This is a genomic window from Paracidobacterium acidisoli (assembly GCF_003428625.2).
Lineage (GTDB): Bacteria > Acidobacteriota > Terriglobia > Terriglobales > Acidobacteriaceae > Paracidobacterium > Paracidobacterium acidisoli.
The window spans coordinates 801,214-821,093 of sequence record NZ_QVQT02000002.1; the positions used below are offsets into that span (position 1 = coordinate 801,214).

Here is a 19,880-nt window from a genome sequence, read left to right on the forward strand (position 1 = left end):
GATTCCGCCTGAATGAGTCCGTCAGTCGTTCCAGTGCACCATGGGATGGCCGGGAACGGGCGCGCGGAAGAACGGAATCCGGCTGCCCTTAAGCGATCCAATATAGAGGGTCTGCAGATCGGCTCCGCCGAAGGTGACGCTGGCCATCCAGGGAGCGATTCCCTGCCCGGTGGCGAAGAGCACCTGCTCGTTCACCTCGTTTTTGAAGAAGGCCTTCTCGAGCGCTTCGACCTTCTGCGGATCTCCTTCATCGAGGAGGAGGCGCATATCGCCCTGCGGCGTGAGGACGAAGAGCTTGTCGGAGTAAACCATGGTGCCCCAGAGATTGCCGAAGCTGTCGAAGGCGATGCCGTCGGGCCAGGCGCCCTTGCCGAGGCTGGAGGGTCCGAAGACCTCGCGCTCGCCGAGGGTTCCGTCCTCATGAACGCGGAGACGGCTGATGCAGCCGCCGGTGGTTTCGGCGACGTATATGTACTCCTCGCGGGCGTCCATGCGGATCTCGTTGGTGAAGTGGAAGCCGGAGGCGACGATGCGGAACTTGCCGTCGATGTAGCGCGCGATATAGCCGTCGGGCAGATCGGGGCGCAGGGCGTGCATCCAGTTCTTGATTTTGGTGGAGATGGTGATCCAGATGCGGTCCTTCGAGTCGCGGAGGACGAAGTTGACCTTGCCGATGGGCTCGCCGTCGATGCTGTCGGCGAGGACGCGGGAGTCACCGGTGCGGGTCATGACCTCGAGGCGGTCGGTGCCGAAGTTGGAGATGAGGATGTCGCCGTTGCGGGCGAAGGCCAGACCGTTGGGAAGCGTGCCCTCAAGGTAACGCGAGGCCTCGCTCCTTACCCCTTCGAAGTGGCCGGAGATTTTCTGCGTGATGATCTGCTGCTGCCCGTCGGGGGTGAGATGGACGACACCGCCGCGCGCGTCGGCGGACCACAAAGAGCCGTCGCGCTCCGCAAGGATGCATTCGGGGCGCTGCAGACCGCTGCCCACATATTGAAGAGAGGATTTATCAATGCCGAAGTCGAGAACCGGATTTGTCATTCTTCCCCTGAATCGCGGCGAGAGAAACCAGTCATGCGCCGGAATTCGTCTCACGCGAGTATTGCGTATGATGCAATTCGCATTGCAATGCTATCACGGGGAAATGAGGACTCGCGAGAGAAGATCGGGAAATTGCCGAAAAATCACATGGCCGGCGCAGGGCCGGCCATAGAAGATGCAGAGATACCGGAGACCGCTACGGCTTGGTTTCGGCACCGCTGAGGTACTGACCGATGCGGTCGGCGACCTGGCAGACTTTGGCGGCGTAATCGGGGTAAAGCTCTCTTCCGAAGCGCAGCGCGGGAGCTGAGATGCCGATGGAGCCGACGATGAGCTCGTTGCCGAGGCGAATGGGAGCAGCGACGCAGCGCATCTCGGAGCCGTACTCGGACTCGTCGGTGGCGAAGCCGCGCTGCTTGATCTGATCGCACTCTTTGGCAAGGGCCTTGATGCTGGTGATGGTGTTCTTGGTGTACTTCTGCAGCGGGCCGGCGCCGAACTGGGCGCGCAGCTCGCGCTCGTCGGCATCGGCGAGCAGAGCCTTGCCGTGAGCGGTGCAGTAGAGGGGCACGAGCTCACCGGTCTGGCCGGCGACGGCGATGACGTGGGTGGCGTGTGCGGAATCGATGAAGAGAGCGTTCTTGCCTTCGCGGATGGCGAGGTGAGCGGTCTCATTGATCTGGGTGGCGAGGAGCTTGAGCTCGGGGTGCGCCACCTTCACGAGCATGTTGCTCCAGTCGTACTGGTGGGAAAGTGTCCACATGGACGAGCCGAGCACATAGTCTTTTCGACCAGGCGGACAGGCGAGGAAACCGCGCCGGCGCAGGGTGTGCGCGAGGCGGAAGGCGCTGCTCCGGTCGATATCCAGCAGATCCGCGATCTCGCCGAGCGATACAGGCTGCGGCGAGAGCGCGACGGATCTGAGGATCGTCAAACCACGATCAAGACTTTGAATGAACGGAACTTGTGGACTCTTCCTGGGCGGCATACACAGCTTTAAATTATGTTCTGAATTTTACCCCAATTTTCTTCAGATACGTCTTACTCTGCTCAACAAGCTCAATTGGCGGGGTCGGCGACAGGTTTCTCGGGTCGTTATCGAGCTCCGTCATCACCATACCACTAAGCTTTCTGCCCTTCAGCAAATCAAGGATCGCCGGGACATCGACCTGCCCCTGGCCGAGCGGGCAGTAGCCGAGAAGATGGTCATCCTTGCCGTTGTAGTCCTTGAGATGCATGTGCTGGACGAGCGGCAGATAATCTTTCACCACCTGCACGGCGTTGACACCGCCCTTGGTGAGCTGGCCTACGTCGGGTCCGAACTTGAGGACGTGGGTATCGACGGCATCGAGGGTGGCGTAGGTTTCGTCGCGCGTCATGACGCAGGTGCCGGTGTGCTGATGCAGAACCGGGGTCAGGCCCTGATCCTGCACGACTTTGGCCGCCTCATTGAGGGTGCTGACGATGTTGGCCTTGTGATCCGCATAGACATAGGTATCGCGGTGCACCTGATTGGGTCCGAGAACGAAGATGCGACCGTTGTACTTCTTAATGAGCTTGCACCAGGCGACGGCTTTGGCCATCTCGTCCCTGCGCTTTTCAGGGTCGGTGAGGTTGAGGGTGCAGTAGCCGGAGATGAGCGGGATTTTGTTCTGTTCGAGAACGCGTCCGATGCCGCCTTTGGCCTCCTCGGCGGCGAGCACCTCGCCGAAGGTCTCAAAGCCATAGAAGCCGAGCTTTGCGACATCCTGAATCGCCTGCTCGACCTGCGAGTTGAGCCAGGTGATGCCGGTGTGACCGATGTGAATGTTGCGGTGAGTGGCGGCAAAGAGGGTTTCTGGAAGCGTAGCCGCGGCGACGGCGCTGGCCGCCAGCCGAGTGGTAAAGGTGCGGCGGGTCATTTTGCTGTTCAACAACTGTTCCTCCTGATATCGCATCCGGTCAGCCGGGGAAGGAGCGAAGCGACAGGGGATGGAAACAGGGTCCCGCGATGGCGCTGCTCTCTTCCATTTAATTCGTTTTACGCATACAGCATTGCGTTTTATGCAACAACTCTGCATCCTTACTTATACGGTTGTCAAGCACCGGAAGGGTGGGTTGTTTCCGGCGGGAAGGGGTTTCCGAAACGGGCTTGACGACGTTTGTAGCGGAAGATAAGATTCACGGTGTTTGCACGATACGCAATTAAAATATCAATTATTGCAATCAATTCAGACGAGGAGCGGAGGGGTGGAAACGATACCCTCCGCAGCTGACGAGCGTTCGGAATGAAGGGAGTCCGTTCGATGGATTATTCGAGTTTTGGGCTGAAAGACAGGATCGCGGTGGTGACCGGCGCCTCGCAGGGCATTGGACGCGCAATCGCACTGGGTCTTGCCCAGGCAGGCGCACACGTAGTTCTGGCCAAGTATCCCCACGGGGAGATGGAAGATATCCAGAAAGTTAAGGCGGAGATAGAAGCTCTGGGCCGGAAGGCGCTGATTGTGCTGGCCGATGTGAACGACGTGGCCCAGGTGCAGGCGCTGATGGAAAAGACGAAGGCGGAGTTCGGCCGCGTTGACATTCTGGTAAATAACGCAGGATGGACGGGGACCACCCTGGCTCTGGATGTAACCGAAGAAGAGTATGACAAGACGATGACGGCCACGCTGAAGAGCGTGTTCTTCGCCTCGCAGGCGGCGGCGCGGATCATGATTCCGCAGGGCCGCGGCCGGATCATCAATATCGGTTCGAACTTCGGAGAGATCGCCTTCAAAAAGCGCTCGGTATACGCGGCGGCCAAGGCGGGCGTGCATCATCTGTCGCGCGCGCTGTCGCTGGAGTGGGCGCATGAGGGCGTTCTGGTCAATGTGGTGGCGCCGTGCATCACGGAGACAGAGTCACGCAAAAATATTCTTGAGCGTCCCGGCTATAAGGAGTGGGCGACGCAGGAGATGATTCCGCGGGGACGCTGGAACCAGCCGGAAGATCTTGTGGGAGCCGTACTTTTCCTGTCGAGCGACTTCGCCGATATGGTGGTGGGGCATGTGCTGATGGTCGACGGCGGCTGGACGATTCACTAGGCCGTGCGCCGGGCCCGCGCACGCAGAAAGACGCTGCAACGCTGCATAACACGGTTTCAACTGACAGGATGATGACATGAAGCTCGCAAACAAAGTCGCGCTGGTAACCGGCGCCGCTCAGGGAATTGGAAAAGGCATTGCACAGACGTTTGCCGCCGAGGGAGCGGATGTCATCATCAATGACGTCCGGTGCTCGGAGAAGACAGACGAGCTGGCGGACTGGATTCGGCAGCAGGGCCGACGGGCCATTGTGGTACAGGCAGACGTGACCAAACGCGACGAAGTGGAAGCGATGGTCGAGCGCGGCTGGGACGAACTGGGATCGATCGACATACTGGTGAACAACGCAGGGATTGAGACGATCATTCCGTTCCTGGAACTGACGGACGAGCAATGGTCGGACGTGACGACGGTGAACCTGAAGAGCGGCTGGCTGTGCTCGCAGATCTTCTGCCGCAGAGCGGTGGCGGCGAAGCGCCAGGGAGCGATCGTGAACATCGGATCGATCCAGGCAGCGAAGGTGCTGCCGGGACGCACGCACTACGCGCCGAGCAAGCTGGCGATCGAAGCGCTGACACGCAATGTGTCGGCGGAGATGGCGCCGCTGGGGATTCGCGTGAACTGCATTCATCCGGGCCTGATCGAGACGCCGATGATCGACTGGGTGATGAAGAGTCCGGATCTGCTGCCGATGGTGCTGGCGCAGATCTCGATGGGACGCCCGGGACAGCCGTGCGAGATCGGCTCGGTCGCCGCGTTCCTCGCCTCAGAAGAAGCACGCTATGTTACCGGCCAGTCCTTCTACGTGGATGGCGGCTGGCAGGGCAAGTAACCTTTTCCGTTTTCATTCTTCTATTCTCCGAGTGCTCTGCGGCTGCGGGATACAGCGATGTATTTCGCAGCCTTTTTTGTTGCTCCTGTGCTCGCCGGGCCTGCGGCAGCAAGGTGATCGCCTTTCGGCGATGGCTTTGTTCCGGGGACTCAGTCACCGGGGCTGAAGCCCTCTTTCCCACATCTTCATTCCCCCGGCTAAAGCCGGGGGCTTCTACCGGGTCTCGCTGTGCGAGACGAGATGCGCTTCGTGGTTATGTTGTACAGGGGCTGAAGCCCGGTCCTTTGGGGCCGGTTCGGCACGGCTGAAGCCGTGCCCTGATACAAAGCGATGACGCCTTCCCACCTTAGCTTCTCCACCCCAGTGCACGAACACCACGTGCGCCGGGGACCCCAGTCGCGAAGGTGGGGCACCCCGATTCCGCGCAGAAGGAGGAAATGCAGATCCCTCCACTGCGCTTCACTGCGTTCCGCTTCGGTCGGGATGACAAGGGAGGGGAGCTGGGGAAAGAAAAAGGGCATGAGCTGCAGCTCATGCCCGCATAGATGGAGGATACGTCTGTTTTATCGACTTATTCCGGAAGGGCGAATACGTAATAGCCCTGAGTCTCCTGCGTTGTATTTGCGCCCGCGGATTCATCCTCTTCTTTGGGAGCGACTCCTCCCGCGGAGACGACCTTGTCGGAATCCGGACGCGCGCTGATGATGACGTATTCCCTGCCGGCGATTTCGTAGACGGCGGGAATGCCTTCGGGTCCGGCGGGGAGCTTGACTTCCCAAAGGACCTTTCCGGTGTCCTTGTCATAGGCGCGGAAGGTGGAGTCGGACTTGCTGCCGCCGAAGATGAGTCCGCCGGCAGTGACAACGACACCTCCACGCGGCCAGTAGCTGCCGGTGTTGGTAATGCCCTTCTCTTCCAGCCTGGTGACGCCGCCAAAGGGAATCTGCCACTTGATTTTGCCGGTGTTCAGATTGTAGGCGGTGAGCGTGGACCACGGCGGCCCGATGGCGGGCAGACCGTCGCTCGAATTCATATAGCCGTAGCCGGTCCAGTAGCGGGTGGTGACGCCGGGCTCAAGACTCGGACGAGGCGCCGGCGGATGCTCGAGGCGCGTGAGGATATCGGGCGGAACATGCGCGTCTGCAGGGTGCGAGAGATACGCGATGAGGTTGCCGATATCCGCATCGGAGAGATCGGGGAAGGCCGGCATCGGCGACAGGCCGTTCTGCACGGTGCTCTTCACGCGATCTGCGCCGACCTTCTGCACGATGCCGATCAGCGAGGGAACGCCCGGAGGCTGTCCCTGCAGCGTCGCGGTGTGGCAGAGGGCGCAGTTCTGGACGTAGATGACCTGCCCCTGCGTCTCCGGCGAACCACGCATCTCGAAGTGCGGCGGCTTGGGCTCAAGCTTCAGCATCGAGGGCGCGTCCTTCGAGAGGACATAGAAGGTGCTGGTGGAGGGATCGATGGCAGTCGATCCCCAGTTGGCGCCGCCGTTATTGCCGGGCGTCTCCAGAGTGGGATCGGTGCTGGGCGGCGTGTAGAGACCCTCGTTGCGGGCGGCGAGGATTTCCTGACGGATAGACTCGCGCTCCTTCGGATCGGCGATGTAGGGGTCGACCTCATCGGCGGTGAACTTCTGCCGCGCGAAGGGCGGAATGACCGTGGGGAAAGGCTGCGTGGGCCAGGACTCTTCACCAGGCATGGGCGACTTCGGCACGGGGCGCTCTTCGACGGGCCAGATGGGCTTGCCGGTGACGCGATCGAGCACCCAGACGAAGCCGTTCTTGCCGGCCTCGGCGATGACGTCGATCTTTTTGCCGTCGTGGTTGACGGTCAGCAGCTTGGGCCCGGCCTCGAGATCGTAGTCCCAGAGATCGTGATGGGTGGTCTGGAAGTGCCAGAGATATTTTCCGGTGCGGGCATCGAGCGCGATGAGGCAGTCGGAGTAGAGGTCGGCACCGTGGCGATCGGCTCCATAGAAGTCATAGGTCGGCGAGCCGGTGGGGAAATACGCGATGCCCCGCTTCTCGTCGATGGAGATTTCGCCCCAGGTGTTGGTGCCGCCGATGTACTTCCATGCGCCTTTGGGCCATGTGTCATAGCCGATGTCGCCGGGATGAGGGACGGTGTGGAACTGCCACGCAAGCTTGCCGGTGACGACGTTGTAGGCGCGCAGGTCGCCCGGAGGCGACTCGTACTCCTCGCCGGTGGCAGAGCCGAGGATGATGAGATCGTCGAAGATTTTGCCGGGCGTGCCGGAGCGGATCTGACGGATGGAGTTGGGATCGCGGCCGAGGCCCTCGCGCAGATCGACGAGGCCGTGATCGCCGAAGGAGTCGATGGTCTCTCCGGTGCGGGCATCGAGCGCGGTGAGCTTGTTGTTGATGGAAAAGAGAATGCGTCGTTCGGAGCGATCTTTGCTCTCCCAGTAGTTGAGACCGCGGTTGGTGATGTTCTGCGGGCGCTCGGTCTGGTGAATCCAGATCTGCTTTCCGGTGGTGGCATCGAGGGCGGCAATGCTGTTGTCGAGCCCGATGACGTAGACCACGTTGTCGATGATGATGGGGTTCGATCCGAAACGGAAGCCGTTGCGGCCGGCGGGATAGAACCAGACCTGTTTGAGCTGGGTGACGTTGGACCGGTTGATCTGCTTCAGGGCAGAATACTGCGCGTCGTCGGGGCTGCCCCCGTATTCACGCCACTGGGTGTATGGCGCACTTCCCTTTGCATCGGCCGCGCTGGCCTTCGAGCCGCTCCCGTGAACGAGGAACAACCCGACGGCGCCGGTCAGCGCGACGGAAAATGCGGATGCTTTCCACAGAATGTTTTGCATGGTGCTAAGGCTTGCCCCTTTGTGCAGAAATGCGTAGAGAACCACGGGCCGTCATTGCATAATTCGCAATTATTATTGCGTATTTAGAAGACGAGGAATGGTAGCAAGCGCAAAATATCAAAGTCAAGCAACTCATGCAGGCGAAGATGACGCTCGGCAAAGACGGCGGTTCTGTGTGGGAGACAGGCGGTTTTTCTCGCTGCAGGGCGAGGAGCAAGGCTTTATTCACCAGGCTGAAGCCCGGTGCTTCTACCGGGTCTCGCTGGCGCGAGATGGAAATACAGACCCCTCCACTTCGCGCTGCGCGCTTCGGTCGGGATGACAAAGGGGAAGTCTGGACGACATGGAGAAAGAGTTTTCATTCCCACCTTAGCTTCTCCACCCCAGCGCACGAACATCACGTGCGCCGGGGACCCCGGTTCTCCACCCCAGCGCACGAACACCGCGCGCCGGGGACCCCGGTTCGCGAAGGTGGGGCACCCGGATACTGCGAATACTCACCTCACAAAAAGCAAATGCAGATCCCTCAGCTTCGCTCGGGATGACAAAGGAGGGTATCGGGGTGACATGTGAAGATTCGGGCGACAAGAAAGGAGTTTTTATTCCCTTGTCCGAACACACGGACATGGGGCACCCGGTACCTGGCTCTGCCCTGTAATCCGCCACCGGGCTGGTTCCGTAATCGTGGGCAAAACTTATCGCGCCATCTGGCGCAGAGCGCTGACGGCGGCTCCGGCGACGGCGGGGTCGGAGCTGGAGGCGGCGCGCTCGAGCTCGGGGAGGGCCTGGGAGGGTTTGTTTTCGCGGAGAAGAGCGAGGCCGAGACCGAGACGCGCTTCAAGCTGATCGGGAGCGAGGGCGAGGAGCTGGCGGTAGATGGCGGCGGCTTCGGGGAGACGTCCCTGCGCGGAGAGGAGATCGCCCAGATCGCTGAGCGCGGAGGTGCTGTGTGGATCGAGACGCACGGCGGTCTGCAGCTGGTCGAGGGCCTGGGGATATTTGTGGGCAAAGATGAGGAGCAGCCCGTAGCCGTGATGCGCCTCAGAGTAAGCGGGATCGATGGCGATGGCGCGCTGGAAGTGGTATTCGGCCTCGGTGAGATTTTGCGGCGAGGTGAGGAGATTGCCGAGATTGTTCTGCGCGCCGGCATCGCGCGGGTTAAAGCGGATGGCTTCGCGGAAGGACTTCTCCGCCTGAGTACGGTCGCCGCTGCGCAGCGATGCCAGGCCGAGAAGGTTTTCGGCTTCGGCATTTTCGGGATCGAGCTGGAGCGCCCGCGTGAGGAGCTGCTGCGCGCGGGGAATGTCGCCGAGCTGCAGGCTGGCGTTACCGAGATTGGTGAGAAGGAGCGCGTTGGAGGGATGACGCGCGACGGCCTTCTCGAGCAGATCGGCGGCGCGCTGCTGCTGGCCGGTGGCGAAGAGGGCGACGGTGAGCTCCTGCAGAGCGGGCAGGTAGTCGGGGTTCTGCTGGAGGAGGTGGTCGAAGCAGCGGATGGCGTCCTGATGATTGCCGATCTTTGCGTAGGCGCGGCCGAGCTCAAGCCAGGGCTCGGGCTGCGCGGACGGGCTGCGGTCGAGGAGAGCTTCGAGGTCTGCTATATCAGAGGGCGCGGGATGGGGTGAGCTGATCTTCGCGGTGGCCAGCAGCAGATCGTTCTGCGGCGTTTGCGGAAGCTGCGGCGGATAGTAGAGCGCGACCTTCGATCCGGGGACGTATGTGTCGATCTGTTCGGGCAGAGGCGCGAGCAGATCGCCTTTGGGAAGAAGGCGCTGGATGTAGTGGTCGGTCATGACGACGTGCACGGCGTCTTCGGTGCGGCGCTTCGGCATGTGGCAGTCGACGCAGTGGCTGGCGGCCGGAAGCGACACTTTGTGCGCGACATTCTGATGACAGCCGAGGCAGATCTTCTGGTAGTGCTCTGCGGCTTCTTCACCGTGCGTGACGTTGTGCGGATTGTGACAGGTAAGGCAGGTCATCTGGCTGTTGCGGAAGCAGGCGGACATGCGCAGGCGGTAGGCCTGATGCGCAATCTCGAAGACCTCTCCGGATTTGCTGGACGGAACCTGATGGAAGTAGAGCTTGTAATCGCTGAGCGGCTGGCCGGGGCGATAGGAGAAAACGCTGCGGCCAAAGAGGCGAAGCTCGTTCGGCATATTGCGGCTGCTGGTCTCGAGGTGGCACTGCATGCAGACCTCGAGCTGGCGGTCGCGACTGAGGTGAGCGGGATTGACGATGGCAGCGCGAATTTTTGCGAGGGTGGAGTCGGGCGAATCGGCGGCGGCAACGTGCGCGGCTCCCGGACCGTGACAGCGCTGGCAGTCGATGCCTTCGGGAAGATGCGGACCGAAGACGGCCTTTTCACCGTCGATCTGCGCAGGCGTTTCGCCGGCCGCGGGGTAGGCATTGTGGCAAAACATGCACTCCTGCGGAATGGCGCGGCGGAAGTCTTCCTGATCGGCGCGATCGTAGCCGGGGCTCATGGCCCAATAGCCGGATTTTTCGCTGTACCAGCTGACGGGAAGCTCGATGAGGTTTCCGGCGGTGTTGCGATGCAGGAACGTGCGGGCGTGATTGCCCGATCCGATGATGTAGTCGACGCGCTCTTCGACGATGTTGGCGGGATGGCCGTCGAATCCGATCTCGTAGCGGCGCTCGTAGTACTGGCCGTCGCGCTCGAACATGGTGTAGCAGAGACCGGAGGCCTGATTGCAGAGGGTGTTGTGGGTGGTGAAGTCACCCTGCATGGTCTGCGACGAAGGGTGCGAGAACGATCGGCCCATGCCGGTTTTGCTGTAGGTGGCGACAACATCGCCATGACAGCGGGCGCATACGGCGGGATCGACGTATCCGGATTGCGCGGCGGTGGAGCGCGAGGCGCTGCGGCGATGCAGAACGAAAAGGAGAGCGGCGGCGAGAAGAATGACGGCGACGCCGAGTGCGGCGAGCTGCCACCGGTGAGCCTGAAAGAAGGAAGGAGATCTGAAACCGCTGCGCGCCATTGCCGTTCGTCCCAGCTATGCTACCTGTCTTGTGTGGACGGAGGCGATATGGGGGCGGAAGAAAAATGAGGCCGCGGACCAGGTTCGGTCCGCAGCCTCACGAGGATGCATCAGAAGTTGAACCGGCCACCGATCTGCAACAGACGAGGCTGGTTCAGATCTGTCGTGATCTGACCGGTTGTGCCGCTGCCGATCACGCTGTTCGGGCTACCGAACTGAACGCGGTTGAAGAGGTTGAAGGCTTCCACGCGAAGCTCGAAGTTGACGTTCTCGTGGATCGGCGTGTTCTTGTAGAGGGCCATGTCGTAGTTCGCAATGCCCGGAGTCCGCAGCGCATTGTCTGTACGGGATTCGTCTCCGTACTGGAAGACCGCAGGAGCGGCAAAGGCTCCGACGTTGAAGTATGTATTTTGGGAGAGCTTTCCTCCCAAACGGTTGTAGATCGAGCCACTGTACTTTTTCTTCATGCCCGATACGACGTTCGGTCTGGTGCTCCCGCCATAGACATAGTTTCCGATGTTATTCGTCGCCATGGTCAGGCCCAGCGGGTAACCTTCCTGGAAGGTGGTTACGCCGTTGACTCCCCAGCCGCTGACGATGGCATTGACCGGTGCCGAGGCATTAGCGAGGAATTTACCGCCTTTGCCGATGGGCAGTCCATACACATAGCTGACGACGAGACGCTGACGCGAATCGAAGCTGGAGAGCGAGTACTCACTGGTCTGCCAGGTGTTGTAGTCCTGGAAGCCGGCGGTGGTGGTGGAGTCGAGCCAGCTGGTGAGGTACTCGGCATTGGTGAGGAGCTTGGAGAAGGTGTAAGCACCCAGCAGCGTGCCGCCGGAGGCAAAGCGCTTCTCAAGCTTCAGCTCGAGCGCGTTGTAATTGCTGACGCCCGCATAATGACCGCTATTGGAGATGCTGCCGTACTGCGGGAACGGCCTCACCGTCTGGCTATACAGGACGGTTGGCTTCTGCAGAACTCCCTGAGAGACCTTTCCGTAGAAGTTATTCGTGGCCTGCTGGTTCAGGAAGCAGTTTGGAGCGCTTGCCTCGCAGGTAGGATCGGCAGCCGCCTGATAGAGATACTTATCAGGCACCTGATTGATGGGAACGCTGACCGGCAGATTCGAGCCGTGCAGACCGGCGTAGGCGGCTTCCAGAGCGATTCCATACGGAAGCTCGCGCTGGACGGCGACGTTCCACTGGTAGGTGGCGCCGTTCGGCTCATTGGCGTACAGAGCCTGCGCATTGCCGCCGAGAAGGGTCTGCTGGTAGTCCGGATTGCGGTGCGGCGCACCGAGAAGGCCACCTGGGTAGGGGTTATCAAACGTGTTGGCCGGAGTCAGGTTGCCGTTGGTGGACTGCACCATGATGTTGTTCAGGAAATTGACGCCTGCCTGCAGCGGAGCTTCCGGGAACTGCAGATCGGAGGGAATGACGAATTTTCCCCATCCGGTACGGAGAACGGTCTTGTCGTCGAGACGATAGGCGACGCCGATACGCGGGGAGAAGTTGTTGAAGTGCTCGTTGCGGACCCCGCGCGCCGGGTGCTGGGGGCTGGCGACCAGATCGAAGGCACCGGGTACACCGACGACAGGGTTGATCTCGGTGGGGTTGAAGGTATCTGCGTTATTGTGCCGCTCGACATAGACACCAGGGATTTCATAGCGAAGTCCGAGGGTCAACGTGAGCTTGGGGGTAGCATTCCAGGTGTCCTGCACGTAATAACCCTGGTAGTAAAGGGTCTGGTAGGTGGGAGGAGCGATCTGGACGGTCTGTGAAGCGTTCTGGGCTACATAACCGAGCAGGAACGAAGCAAATGAGTTGCCGGATGCCTGCAGTAATGGTGTTGTCGATCCCTGTGGTATGAGCGTGGTGTTTGAAGGATTGGCAGAGGTAAAGATGTTGTCGAAGGTGAAGACGCCACCGGGCGAGTTGTTCTGGAAGTAGTTCATCTCCAGACGACGAAGATCGGCACCGGCTTTGATAGTGTGATTGCCGATGATCTTCGTGAACGTGGGCGCGATGACGTAGTTGTTGTTGATCGAGAAGATGTATCCCGTTCCGCCGGTGGTCAGCGTGGGGCTTGCGAGGCTGATCTTGGGCGGTGTGGTGGAGTTTGTCAGATCGTTCAGCGCGCTGATCTGCCCCATGTAGGAGGGCCAGCCGAGCTTGGTCTCATCGTAACCGAGAAGGCCAGGGGTTCTCTGGTAGTTCCAGCGCAGATACGAAACGTGAATGTCAGCAATGGTGGTGGGGTTGAAGATATAGGTGTCTCCAACGACGCCCTGCTGCGTGGTGAAGGCTTCCGGCGAGATGGGGTCGCCGGTGATCAGACCGTTGCCGTAAGGATTGGACGGCGTGTTGCTGGACTTCCAGTGGGTGTAGCGCTCGAAGAGACGCTGCTTCTCGCTGAGGGTCTGATCGCCGCGGATGGTGTACTGATCGTTGTTGCCGCCAGTTGTGCCGAACTTCGAGAAGTTGTTGATGGGGCCGTAGACCGAAGACTGCCCGGTCTGATTCTGTGCCGCCCAGTCAGGAAAAGCGACGAGGTTCTTCGCCACCGAGCTGAAGCGGGCGGGATCGATCACGTTCGGGACACCATTGTAGGAGAACTGCTGCCGCATGGGAGCGTTGCCGGTCAACTGGGCCGGTGTACAGGCAGGATTGCCAGGTATGGGATTTTTTTGCGAACTGCAGGTAGTGAGCGGGTCATAGATCGGGTCCACAGTCTCAGCGCTGAAATCACCGTTCAGCTCAGCGGGAGTGGGGACGTTCACCAGGTAAAGATGGCCGTAGCTCTGGCGGAAGCCCTGATAGTCGCCAAAGAAAAAGTACTTATCCTTCTTGATGGGGCCACCGATGTTGCCACCGAACTGGTTCTGGTGGAAGGCCTCTCTGCCGGCGCCGGAGCGCTTGGCGAAGAAGTCGTTCGCGTCGAGGTTGGTGTTGCGGAGGAATTCGTACGCCGTGCCGTGGAAGGCGTTGCTGCCGGACTTGGTGGCCATGTTGATGACGCCGCCGGTATACATGCCGAACTCAGCCGTGTTGTTGTTGGTCTGAACGCGGAACTCCTGGATGACGTCCTGATCGGGCACGAGCTCCACAGTGTTGCCGTAGGAGGTGTTGACCGGAGCTCCGTCGAGGAGCACCGAACCCTGGTTCGCGTTGCCGCCGCCGATCTGATAGTTACCGGCCGCGAAGACGTTCTGGCCGGTGAGGTTGCCGGAAGAGCTGCCCTGCGGAACGACGCCGGGGACGAGCGCAACCAGTGCGAGCACGTTGCGTCCGTTCAGCGGGATGTTGGTGACGGCCTTGCCCTGAACGACCTGTCCAAGCGAGGCATTTTCCGTCTGCATGATCGGAGCGGCGGAGGTTACCGTGATCTGCTGGGTCTGCTCACCGACGGACATGGCCACGTTGACGCGGGCTGCCTGATCGACGACGACGTCGATGCCGGTGCGGCTGAAGTGCTTGAAGCCCGCACTGTCAACGTCCACGCTGTATTGGCCCGGGACGAGAGACAGGGCCTGATAGTTACCGGAACCATCTGTAGTGATGTTTCTTTTTTCACCGGTCCCGCCATTCGTGACGGTCACCGTGGCACCGGACAGAGCTGCGCCGGTGGAATCGGAAACCGTTCCAACGATCGAGCCGAAAATATTTTGTGCGCTGGCTGAGGAAATCAATAAGAAAAACCCGGCAGCCAGTATGGTAATGCCGTAAAGAAAGGGCCTTTGGATTCGCATTGCGCCTCCGTAAGTTTTAGTGGAAAACATTATATGCAACTATTTTTGCGTATTATGCAACAATAAGATGCAACGGTCGAAAAGGTAGCACCCGCATTTAACAAAAGTCAAGTACACAATTTAAGCTGTGATGAGACAGCAATTTCCAGGGATAACTGTTGCGAAAACACGCATGGAATCAGGCTGTTTCGCATTTTGAAAACGATCTGTGACAGGTGGCGGACGGAGCTCAAACGGGTGCGGATTCGAGCCCGAATCCAATGACAATCGAGAGTGTTCAGGTTGAACCCGGACCGGCCGGAAACGTGCGCGAAACGGCCCGGGGCTTCGGGGTCAGCAACGGGATTGCTGCATTTCACGGCGCTGCCCGCGATCGGGCTGAGCAGACTGCCGTGCCGGTTCCCTGTCACGAGGCAGGCGCTCCATAAGGAAGCGTCCCGCGGCACAGACAGGCACCGTGCACCGTTGATTCCGTTTTGTGGCGGCATGAAATCCGATTCCGGCGGCGCTGTATCAGGCCGCTCGAAACCGGATTTCTTCGACAGGAAAACAAACTCCATTACTTGTGCGAAGCCTGCTTCCCGGGAGTGCCCCAGAAGATGTAGGTTCCGCTGCGCACGGAGGTCACGATGTCGATGGCGCCATCCTTATTCAGGTCGACGGCCAGGACATCCGATCCGGCACCGGAACGGTTATCGATCAGCTCCGGCTCGAAGCGAGCGCCGCCGGGAGCTTTGGGATCGCGAACGGTCCGGAACCAGTAGAGGACGGGGGCTCCATAAGGGTCCGGATCGTAGTAGTCGTCGAGGTGCGACCAGAGCCGCTTGCCGACGATGAAATCGGGGATGCCGTCGCCATCGACATCGGCGATGGTGCTGCCGTGCGGCTCGGTGAAGACCACGCCGCCGGCGCTCTCTTCGGGCGTTTTGCCCATGATGACGTGTTTGACGAAGGAGATCTGGCCGTCGGCGGAACGCTTCTGCTCGAACCAGTCGATACCCCAGCCATGCGCCTGCATGACGGTTACTACGTCATTGAGGCCGTCGCCGTTCACATCATAGACACCGATTTCTGAGCCGCCCGCGGAGGTTCTGCCCCAGCGGCCGAAGGGCTCCGGGTGATACTTCCAGGGCGCTCCGGTATCGGAGGCGGGCTGCTCCCACCATCCATAGGCGCCGACGATGTCGACCCTGCCGTCACCGTTGATGTCGCCGGCTCCGATGCCGTGCGCGGGCCAGGGGCCCTTCTCTGAAATGCGGTGCACGATCCAGGGTTTGGTCGGGTCTTTTGGATCAGGCTTGGCGTAGCACATGTAGTCGTCGCCCATGTAGACCAGCTCGGGCTTGCCGTCGCCGTCAACGTCGGCCAGGATGGTCTCTTCGCTGTTGATGGGAGAGACGACGATGGAGCTCTTCCAGCGGCGCGATTCGCCCTTTGGATTAACGTAAAGAACGGCGCCGACGAGACCGCCGCCGGCGTGGCTGGTGGTCAGCACGTCGGGCCATCCGTCGCCGGTGAAGTCGTAGGCGTGCTCGACCCAGTCGTTCGAAGAGAACTCCGTGGAGCTGTTATAGCCCTGCGCGGGATAGATCTCTCGGTAGCGCGTGTAGTCAGGCCCGTAGTAGATGAAGGGGCCGGATACGATGTCGAGGTTTCCGTCGCGGTCGAAGTCGGCGGCGGCGGCGGACCATCCATAATAAAAGGGGCTGAGCCGCTGCTCATGGAAGCGCGGCGACACCTTCTCTACTGGGACATTTTTGAAGGCGAGGTCTTTCCAGGCGATGTTGTGGAAGTGGACCTCAGTACCGGCGCCGACGTAAAGAGCGAAGGGGCCGTAGGCGTCCATGCCTTCGGTCGCGGTGCTGACCTGCGCACCACCGTCATTGAAGAAGGCGCGGATGATGTCGGCGTCGAGGAGAACTTCCACTTCGTTCCAGTCGCCCATCTTCAGGCCGCGCGCGGGCAGCTGCAGAGGCATGGTCTCGCCGGCAGGCGCGGGGACGACAGGTCTGCGAAGAGGCGGCTCGGGACCTTCAGCCGGGCTGGGCAGCGGCGGCGCGAAGCGGATGAGGCCGCCGGCGTTGCGCAGCTTCGTGCGCTCGATCTCGTTACCGGAGGCGTCGAGCGTGACGCGGTAGGCGGCGAGGTCGTTCTGTTTGATGGAGAGAAAGACGCCCTGAATGTAGTTACCGGTCTTTACGGCACGCAGCAGAATGCCGGTGTCGCAGGGGCCTTCGCACTTAAACGAGGCGTAGACGCCGGTGTCCTGATAGGGGTGGTCGAGCACAAGCCAGCCTGGAGCATTCGCGGCGCGTCCGTCACCGTCGATGGTGCCGTTCTCCGCCTGCCACTTTGCGCTGCCCATCGTATGCCAGCCATCGAGGCTGGAGCCCTGAAAGGACTTATCCGGAGAAAAGCTGGGCGTTTGCGCGAAGCCGGGAGAGGCCGACAGGAGCAGACAGGATGCACCAACCAAGCATAAGAGCCTGAACTTCATGAAAAAACCTCTTTCGGCCGCTGGGCTCAGGGGGTTTGGTATTTGCGTAATACGCAATCTACATTGCCAATTACGCCGCACACCATATTAGCTCCACGGAGCAACTCCGGTACAGCTTTTGTGACTTTTCAGAAAAAAATTTCCCATAATGGGAGAAAAATGACACGCCTGCCGGTAAGTAAGCACTTCGCAGATGGCGCAGTGCGGCTTTTGCCTGCCGCGGTTTTGCTTCTCCGGACGAGGAAAGGTAGATTAAACATCGGATGCTTCGCAGATTTGCATGGCCGGTGCTTCTGTTGCTGCTGATGAGCATGCAGACAGCGGCAGGTGTGTGCGCGGTGCAGTGCGATGCGATGGCCGGAGCCGCTGCACACGGCCCGATGAGCGGCATGGAGCATTGCCATGCGATGACGTCCTCTTCCTTCGGCACGGGACGCGCCGTGCATGCACCGGCATGCTGCCGGAGCATGGTCTGCCGCGGCGAGATGGAGCTGCTGCAGAAGCAAACGGTGGCGGTGACCCGGTCCTCGGCCCCGGTTTTTTATCAGGACGCCTTATCCCGGTACTTCGGTACTCCAGCCTCGAGGGACGCACGCCTGCTGCGCTCCGCTCCTGAGCGCGGAGACCCTGCCACGGCGCAATACGATCCTCTGACTTCCTCACTCCGCGTCTAGAGCGGCTTCCCTGCTGACGGCCTCGTTCGGCAGAGGCACGGCTGTATCGGCAGGCGCACACCCATATCTATAGATATGTCGACGGATGCGCCGGCACGATGTTGTGGATATGAGATGGACCGGGAAGCAACCTGTTTGAGGAATGTCAATGCAGCAAAAGAAGACAGAGAGAGCGAAGACCGCTGTGGTGAGCCGCCGCCGCTTTGTTCAGGGAATGGCGGCGATAGCGGCGATGGGCCCGGGCGGCTGGACTGCGTTTGCGGGAACGGCGGTACAGAAGCAGGCAACGCTGACAGGAACACATTTTGAGCTGACGGTCGATTCCCTGCCGGTGAATTTCACAGGGCGCAGGTCGAGAGCGACGGCGGTGAACGGGACGTCTCCGGGGCCGGTGCTGCGCATGCGAGAGGGCGACACGGTGACGATTGCGGTGACGAACCGGCTGAAGGAGGCGACGTCGATTCACTGGCATGGGATACGGCTGCCGTCGGACATGGACGGCGTGCCGGGGCTGAGCTTTGCGGGCATCGCTCCGGGCGAGCGGTTTGTGTATCGCTTTCCGGTGCTGCAGAACGGCACATACTGGTACCACAGCCACAGCCGCTTTCAGGAACAGACGGGGCTGCTTGGCGCGCTGATCATCGATCGGAAAGATGATCGCAAAGAGAGCGAGTCGGTCGCGTACGAGCGCGAGTATGTAGTGCTGCTGTCGGACTGGACGGATGCGAATCCGGAGACGATCTACCGCAACCTGAAAGAGCAGAGCGATTACTACAACTATCACCGGCACACGCTGGGCGATTTTCTGTCGGAGGCGAGAAAGAACGGACTGCGCGCGACGCTGGCGAAGCGGAGCATGTGGGGGCGCATGAACATGAGCGAGGGAGATATCGCGGATGTGTCGGGCGCGACCTATACCTACCTGCTGAACGGGAATGCTCCGGCGGCGAACTGGACGGGCGTGTTTCGCGCGGGCGAGCGGATTCGGCTGCGGGTGATCAACGGATCGTCGATGACGTTTTTCGATGTGCGGATTCCGGGGCTGGCGATGACGGTGGTTCAGGCGGACGGCAACGATGTGCAGCCGGTGGAGGTGGATGAGTTTCGCATCGGCATCGCCGAGGTCTATGACGTGATCGTGCAGCCGAAGACGGCGGAGGCTTACACGATCTTTGCGCAGGCGGAGGATCGTACAGGCTATGCGCGGGGAACGCTGGCTCCGGTGGAAGGGATGACGGCGGCGGTTCCGGAGATGGACCCGCGGCCGGTGCGCACGATGGTGGACATGGGCATGGACATGCGCGGGATGAAAATGGCCGGCATGAACATGAATATGGCGGGCATGGACGGCATGCGCAAAGACGACATGCCGATGCAGAGCGATGCTGCTGCCGCGATGCCGATGGGAGAGATGCACGATGCGGGCAGACACGGCGCGATGGGTGCGATGGATATGCCGGGACAGAGGACAGGAAGCGGCGGCGCAGGGACAGTTCCCTTTCCGCAGCCTGGTCCGGATACGCACCCCGTGATGGCGATGTGCGAGACGGGAGTGGCGCCGCCAGTGGTGCGGAGCGAACCGGTGCCCATGCACACGGGTCCGCAAGTGGATAACGTGGCGATGCGCGCAACAGAGCGGCTGAACGATCCTGGTGACGGGCTGAGCAACAACGGAAGACGGGTGCTGACGTATGCCGATCTGCGCGCGCGATACAGCGGCGTGGATCGAAGGCCGCCGACGCAGGAGATCGAGCTGCACCTTTCGGGCAATATGGAGCGCTACATCTGGGGATTCAACGGCAGGAAGTTTGCCGATACGGAACCGATACGGATGAAGCTGGGCGAACGGCTGCGCATTGTGCTGGTGAACGACACGATGATGGAGCATCCGATTCACCTGCATGGATTGTGGAGCGAGCTGGAGAACGGGAATGGCGCGTTCAATCCTTATAAACACACGGTGACGGTGAAGCCGGCGGAGCGTCTGAGCTATCTGGTGAGCGCGGACACACCGGGGCGATGGGCGTACCACTGCCACCTGCTCTATCACATGGAAGCGGGGATGTTCCGCGTGATGGAGGTGATATGAAGCGCCTTCCCACGAGAAGCCACAGATGTGTTGCCGCGCATGCGGCGCTGACAGGGCTTGTGGCTGTGCTGCTCTGCGGAACGAGCATGCGGGCGCAG

At 60.7% G+C, this 19,880-nt stretch carries 12 protein-coding genes; 4 read left to right on the plus strand and 8 right to left on the minus strand.

Annotated features, from left to right (window positions below; translation table 11 throughout):
- Positions 1 to 21: 21 nt before the first annotated feature.
- The 3 genes from D0Y96_RS07130 to D0Y96_RS07140 form a co-directional block, all read right to left on the minus strand.
- Positions 22 to 1,041, minus strand: coding sequence for an SMP-30/gluconolactonase/LRE family protein (locus D0Y96_RS07130; RefSeq protein ID WP_117298622.1), 1,020 nt, complete (start codon positions 1,039 to 1,041; stop codon positions 22 to 24).
- Positions 1,042 to 1,237: 196 nt separating this feature from the next.
- Positions 1,238 to 2,029 (minus strand): IclR family transcriptional regulator, encoded by a 792-nt coding sequence (locus D0Y96_RS07135; protein ID WP_117298623.1) that lies wholly within the window; start codon positions 2,027 to 2,029, stop codon positions 1,238 to 1,240.
- A gap of 13 nt (positions 2,030 to 2,042) precedes the next feature.
- Positions 2,043 to 2,957, minus strand: coding sequence for a sugar phosphate isomerase/epimerase family protein (locus tag D0Y96_RS07140; RefSeq protein ID WP_158562279.1), 915 nt, complete (start codon positions 2,955 to 2,957; stop codon positions 2,043 to 2,045).
- A 369-nt stretch (positions 2,958 to 3,326) separates the two neighbouring features.
- On the opposite strand from D0Y96_RS07140, the gene D0Y96_RS07145 reads away from it, so the two are divergent.
- Both D0Y96_RS07145 and D0Y96_RS07150 read left to right on the plus strand, forming a co-directional pair.
- Entirely contained in the window at positions 3,327 to 4,103 is a 777-nt protein-coding gene (locus D0Y96_RS07145) for an SDR family NAD(P)-dependent oxidoreductase (protein ID WP_215601612.1), read from the plus strand.
- 76 nt (positions 4,104 to 4,179) lie between these two features.
- Entirely contained in the window at positions 4,180 to 4,935 is a 756-nt protein-coding gene (locus D0Y96_RS07150) for an SDR family NAD(P)-dependent oxidoreductase (RefSeq protein WP_117298626.1), read from the plus strand.
- 571 nt (positions 4,936 to 5,506) lie between these two features.
- On the opposite strand, the gene D0Y96_RS07155 is transcribed toward D0Y96_RS07150, so the two are convergent.
- The 5 genes from D0Y96_RS07155 to D0Y96_RS07175 form a co-directional block, all read right to left on the minus strand.
- Entirely contained in the window at positions 5,507 to 7,771 is a 2,265-nt protein-coding gene (locus D0Y96_RS07155; RefSeq protein ID WP_147324962.1) for an outer membrane protein assembly factor BamB family protein, read from the minus strand.
- A 695-nt stretch (positions 7,772 to 8,466) separates the two neighbouring features.
- Positions 8,467 to 10,773 (minus strand): tetratricopeptide repeat protein, encoded by a 2,307-nt coding sequence (locus D0Y96_RS07160; protein WP_117298628.1) that lies wholly within the window; start codon positions 10,771 to 10,773, stop codon positions 8,467 to 8,469.
- Positions 10,774 to 10,883: 110 nt separating this feature from the next.
- Complete coding sequence (locus D0Y96_RS07165; RefSeq protein WP_158562281.1) at positions 10,884 to 14,522, minus strand: TonB-dependent receptor; 3,639 nt, start codon at positions 14,520 to 14,522, stop codon at positions 10,884 to 10,886.
- A 107-nt stretch (positions 14,523 to 14,629) separates the two neighbouring features.
- Positions 14,630 to 15,082: a hypothetical protein gene (locus tag D0Y96_RS07170; protein WP_147324964.1), complete on the minus strand. Its 453-nt coding sequence runs from the start codon at positions 15,080 to 15,082 to the stop codon at positions 14,630 to 14,632.
- Positions 15,082 to 16,998, minus strand: a complete 1,917-nt coding sequence (locus D0Y96_RS07175) for an FG-GAP-like repeat-containing protein (RefSeq protein WP_158562283.1) — start codon at positions 16,996 to 16,998, stop codon at positions 15,082 to 15,084. Before D0Y96_RS07175 ends, D0Y96_RS07170 begins: the two co-directional genes overlap by 1 nt.
- A 284-nt stretch (positions 16,999 to 17,282) precedes the next feature.
- Here D0Y96_RS07175 and D0Y96_RS07180 point away from each other — a divergent pair, with 284 nt between their 5' ends.
- Entirely contained in the window at positions 17,283 to 17,693 is a 411-nt protein-coding gene (locus D0Y96_RS07180) for a hypothetical protein (protein ID WP_117298631.1), read from the plus strand.
- A gap of 142 nt (positions 17,694 to 17,835) precedes the next feature.
- Entirely contained in the window at positions 17,836 to 19,782 is a 1,947-nt protein-coding gene (locus tag D0Y96_RS07185) for a copper resistance system multicopper oxidase (protein ID WP_252263536.1), read from the plus strand.
- Positions 19,783 to 19,880: the final 98 nt, after the last annotated feature.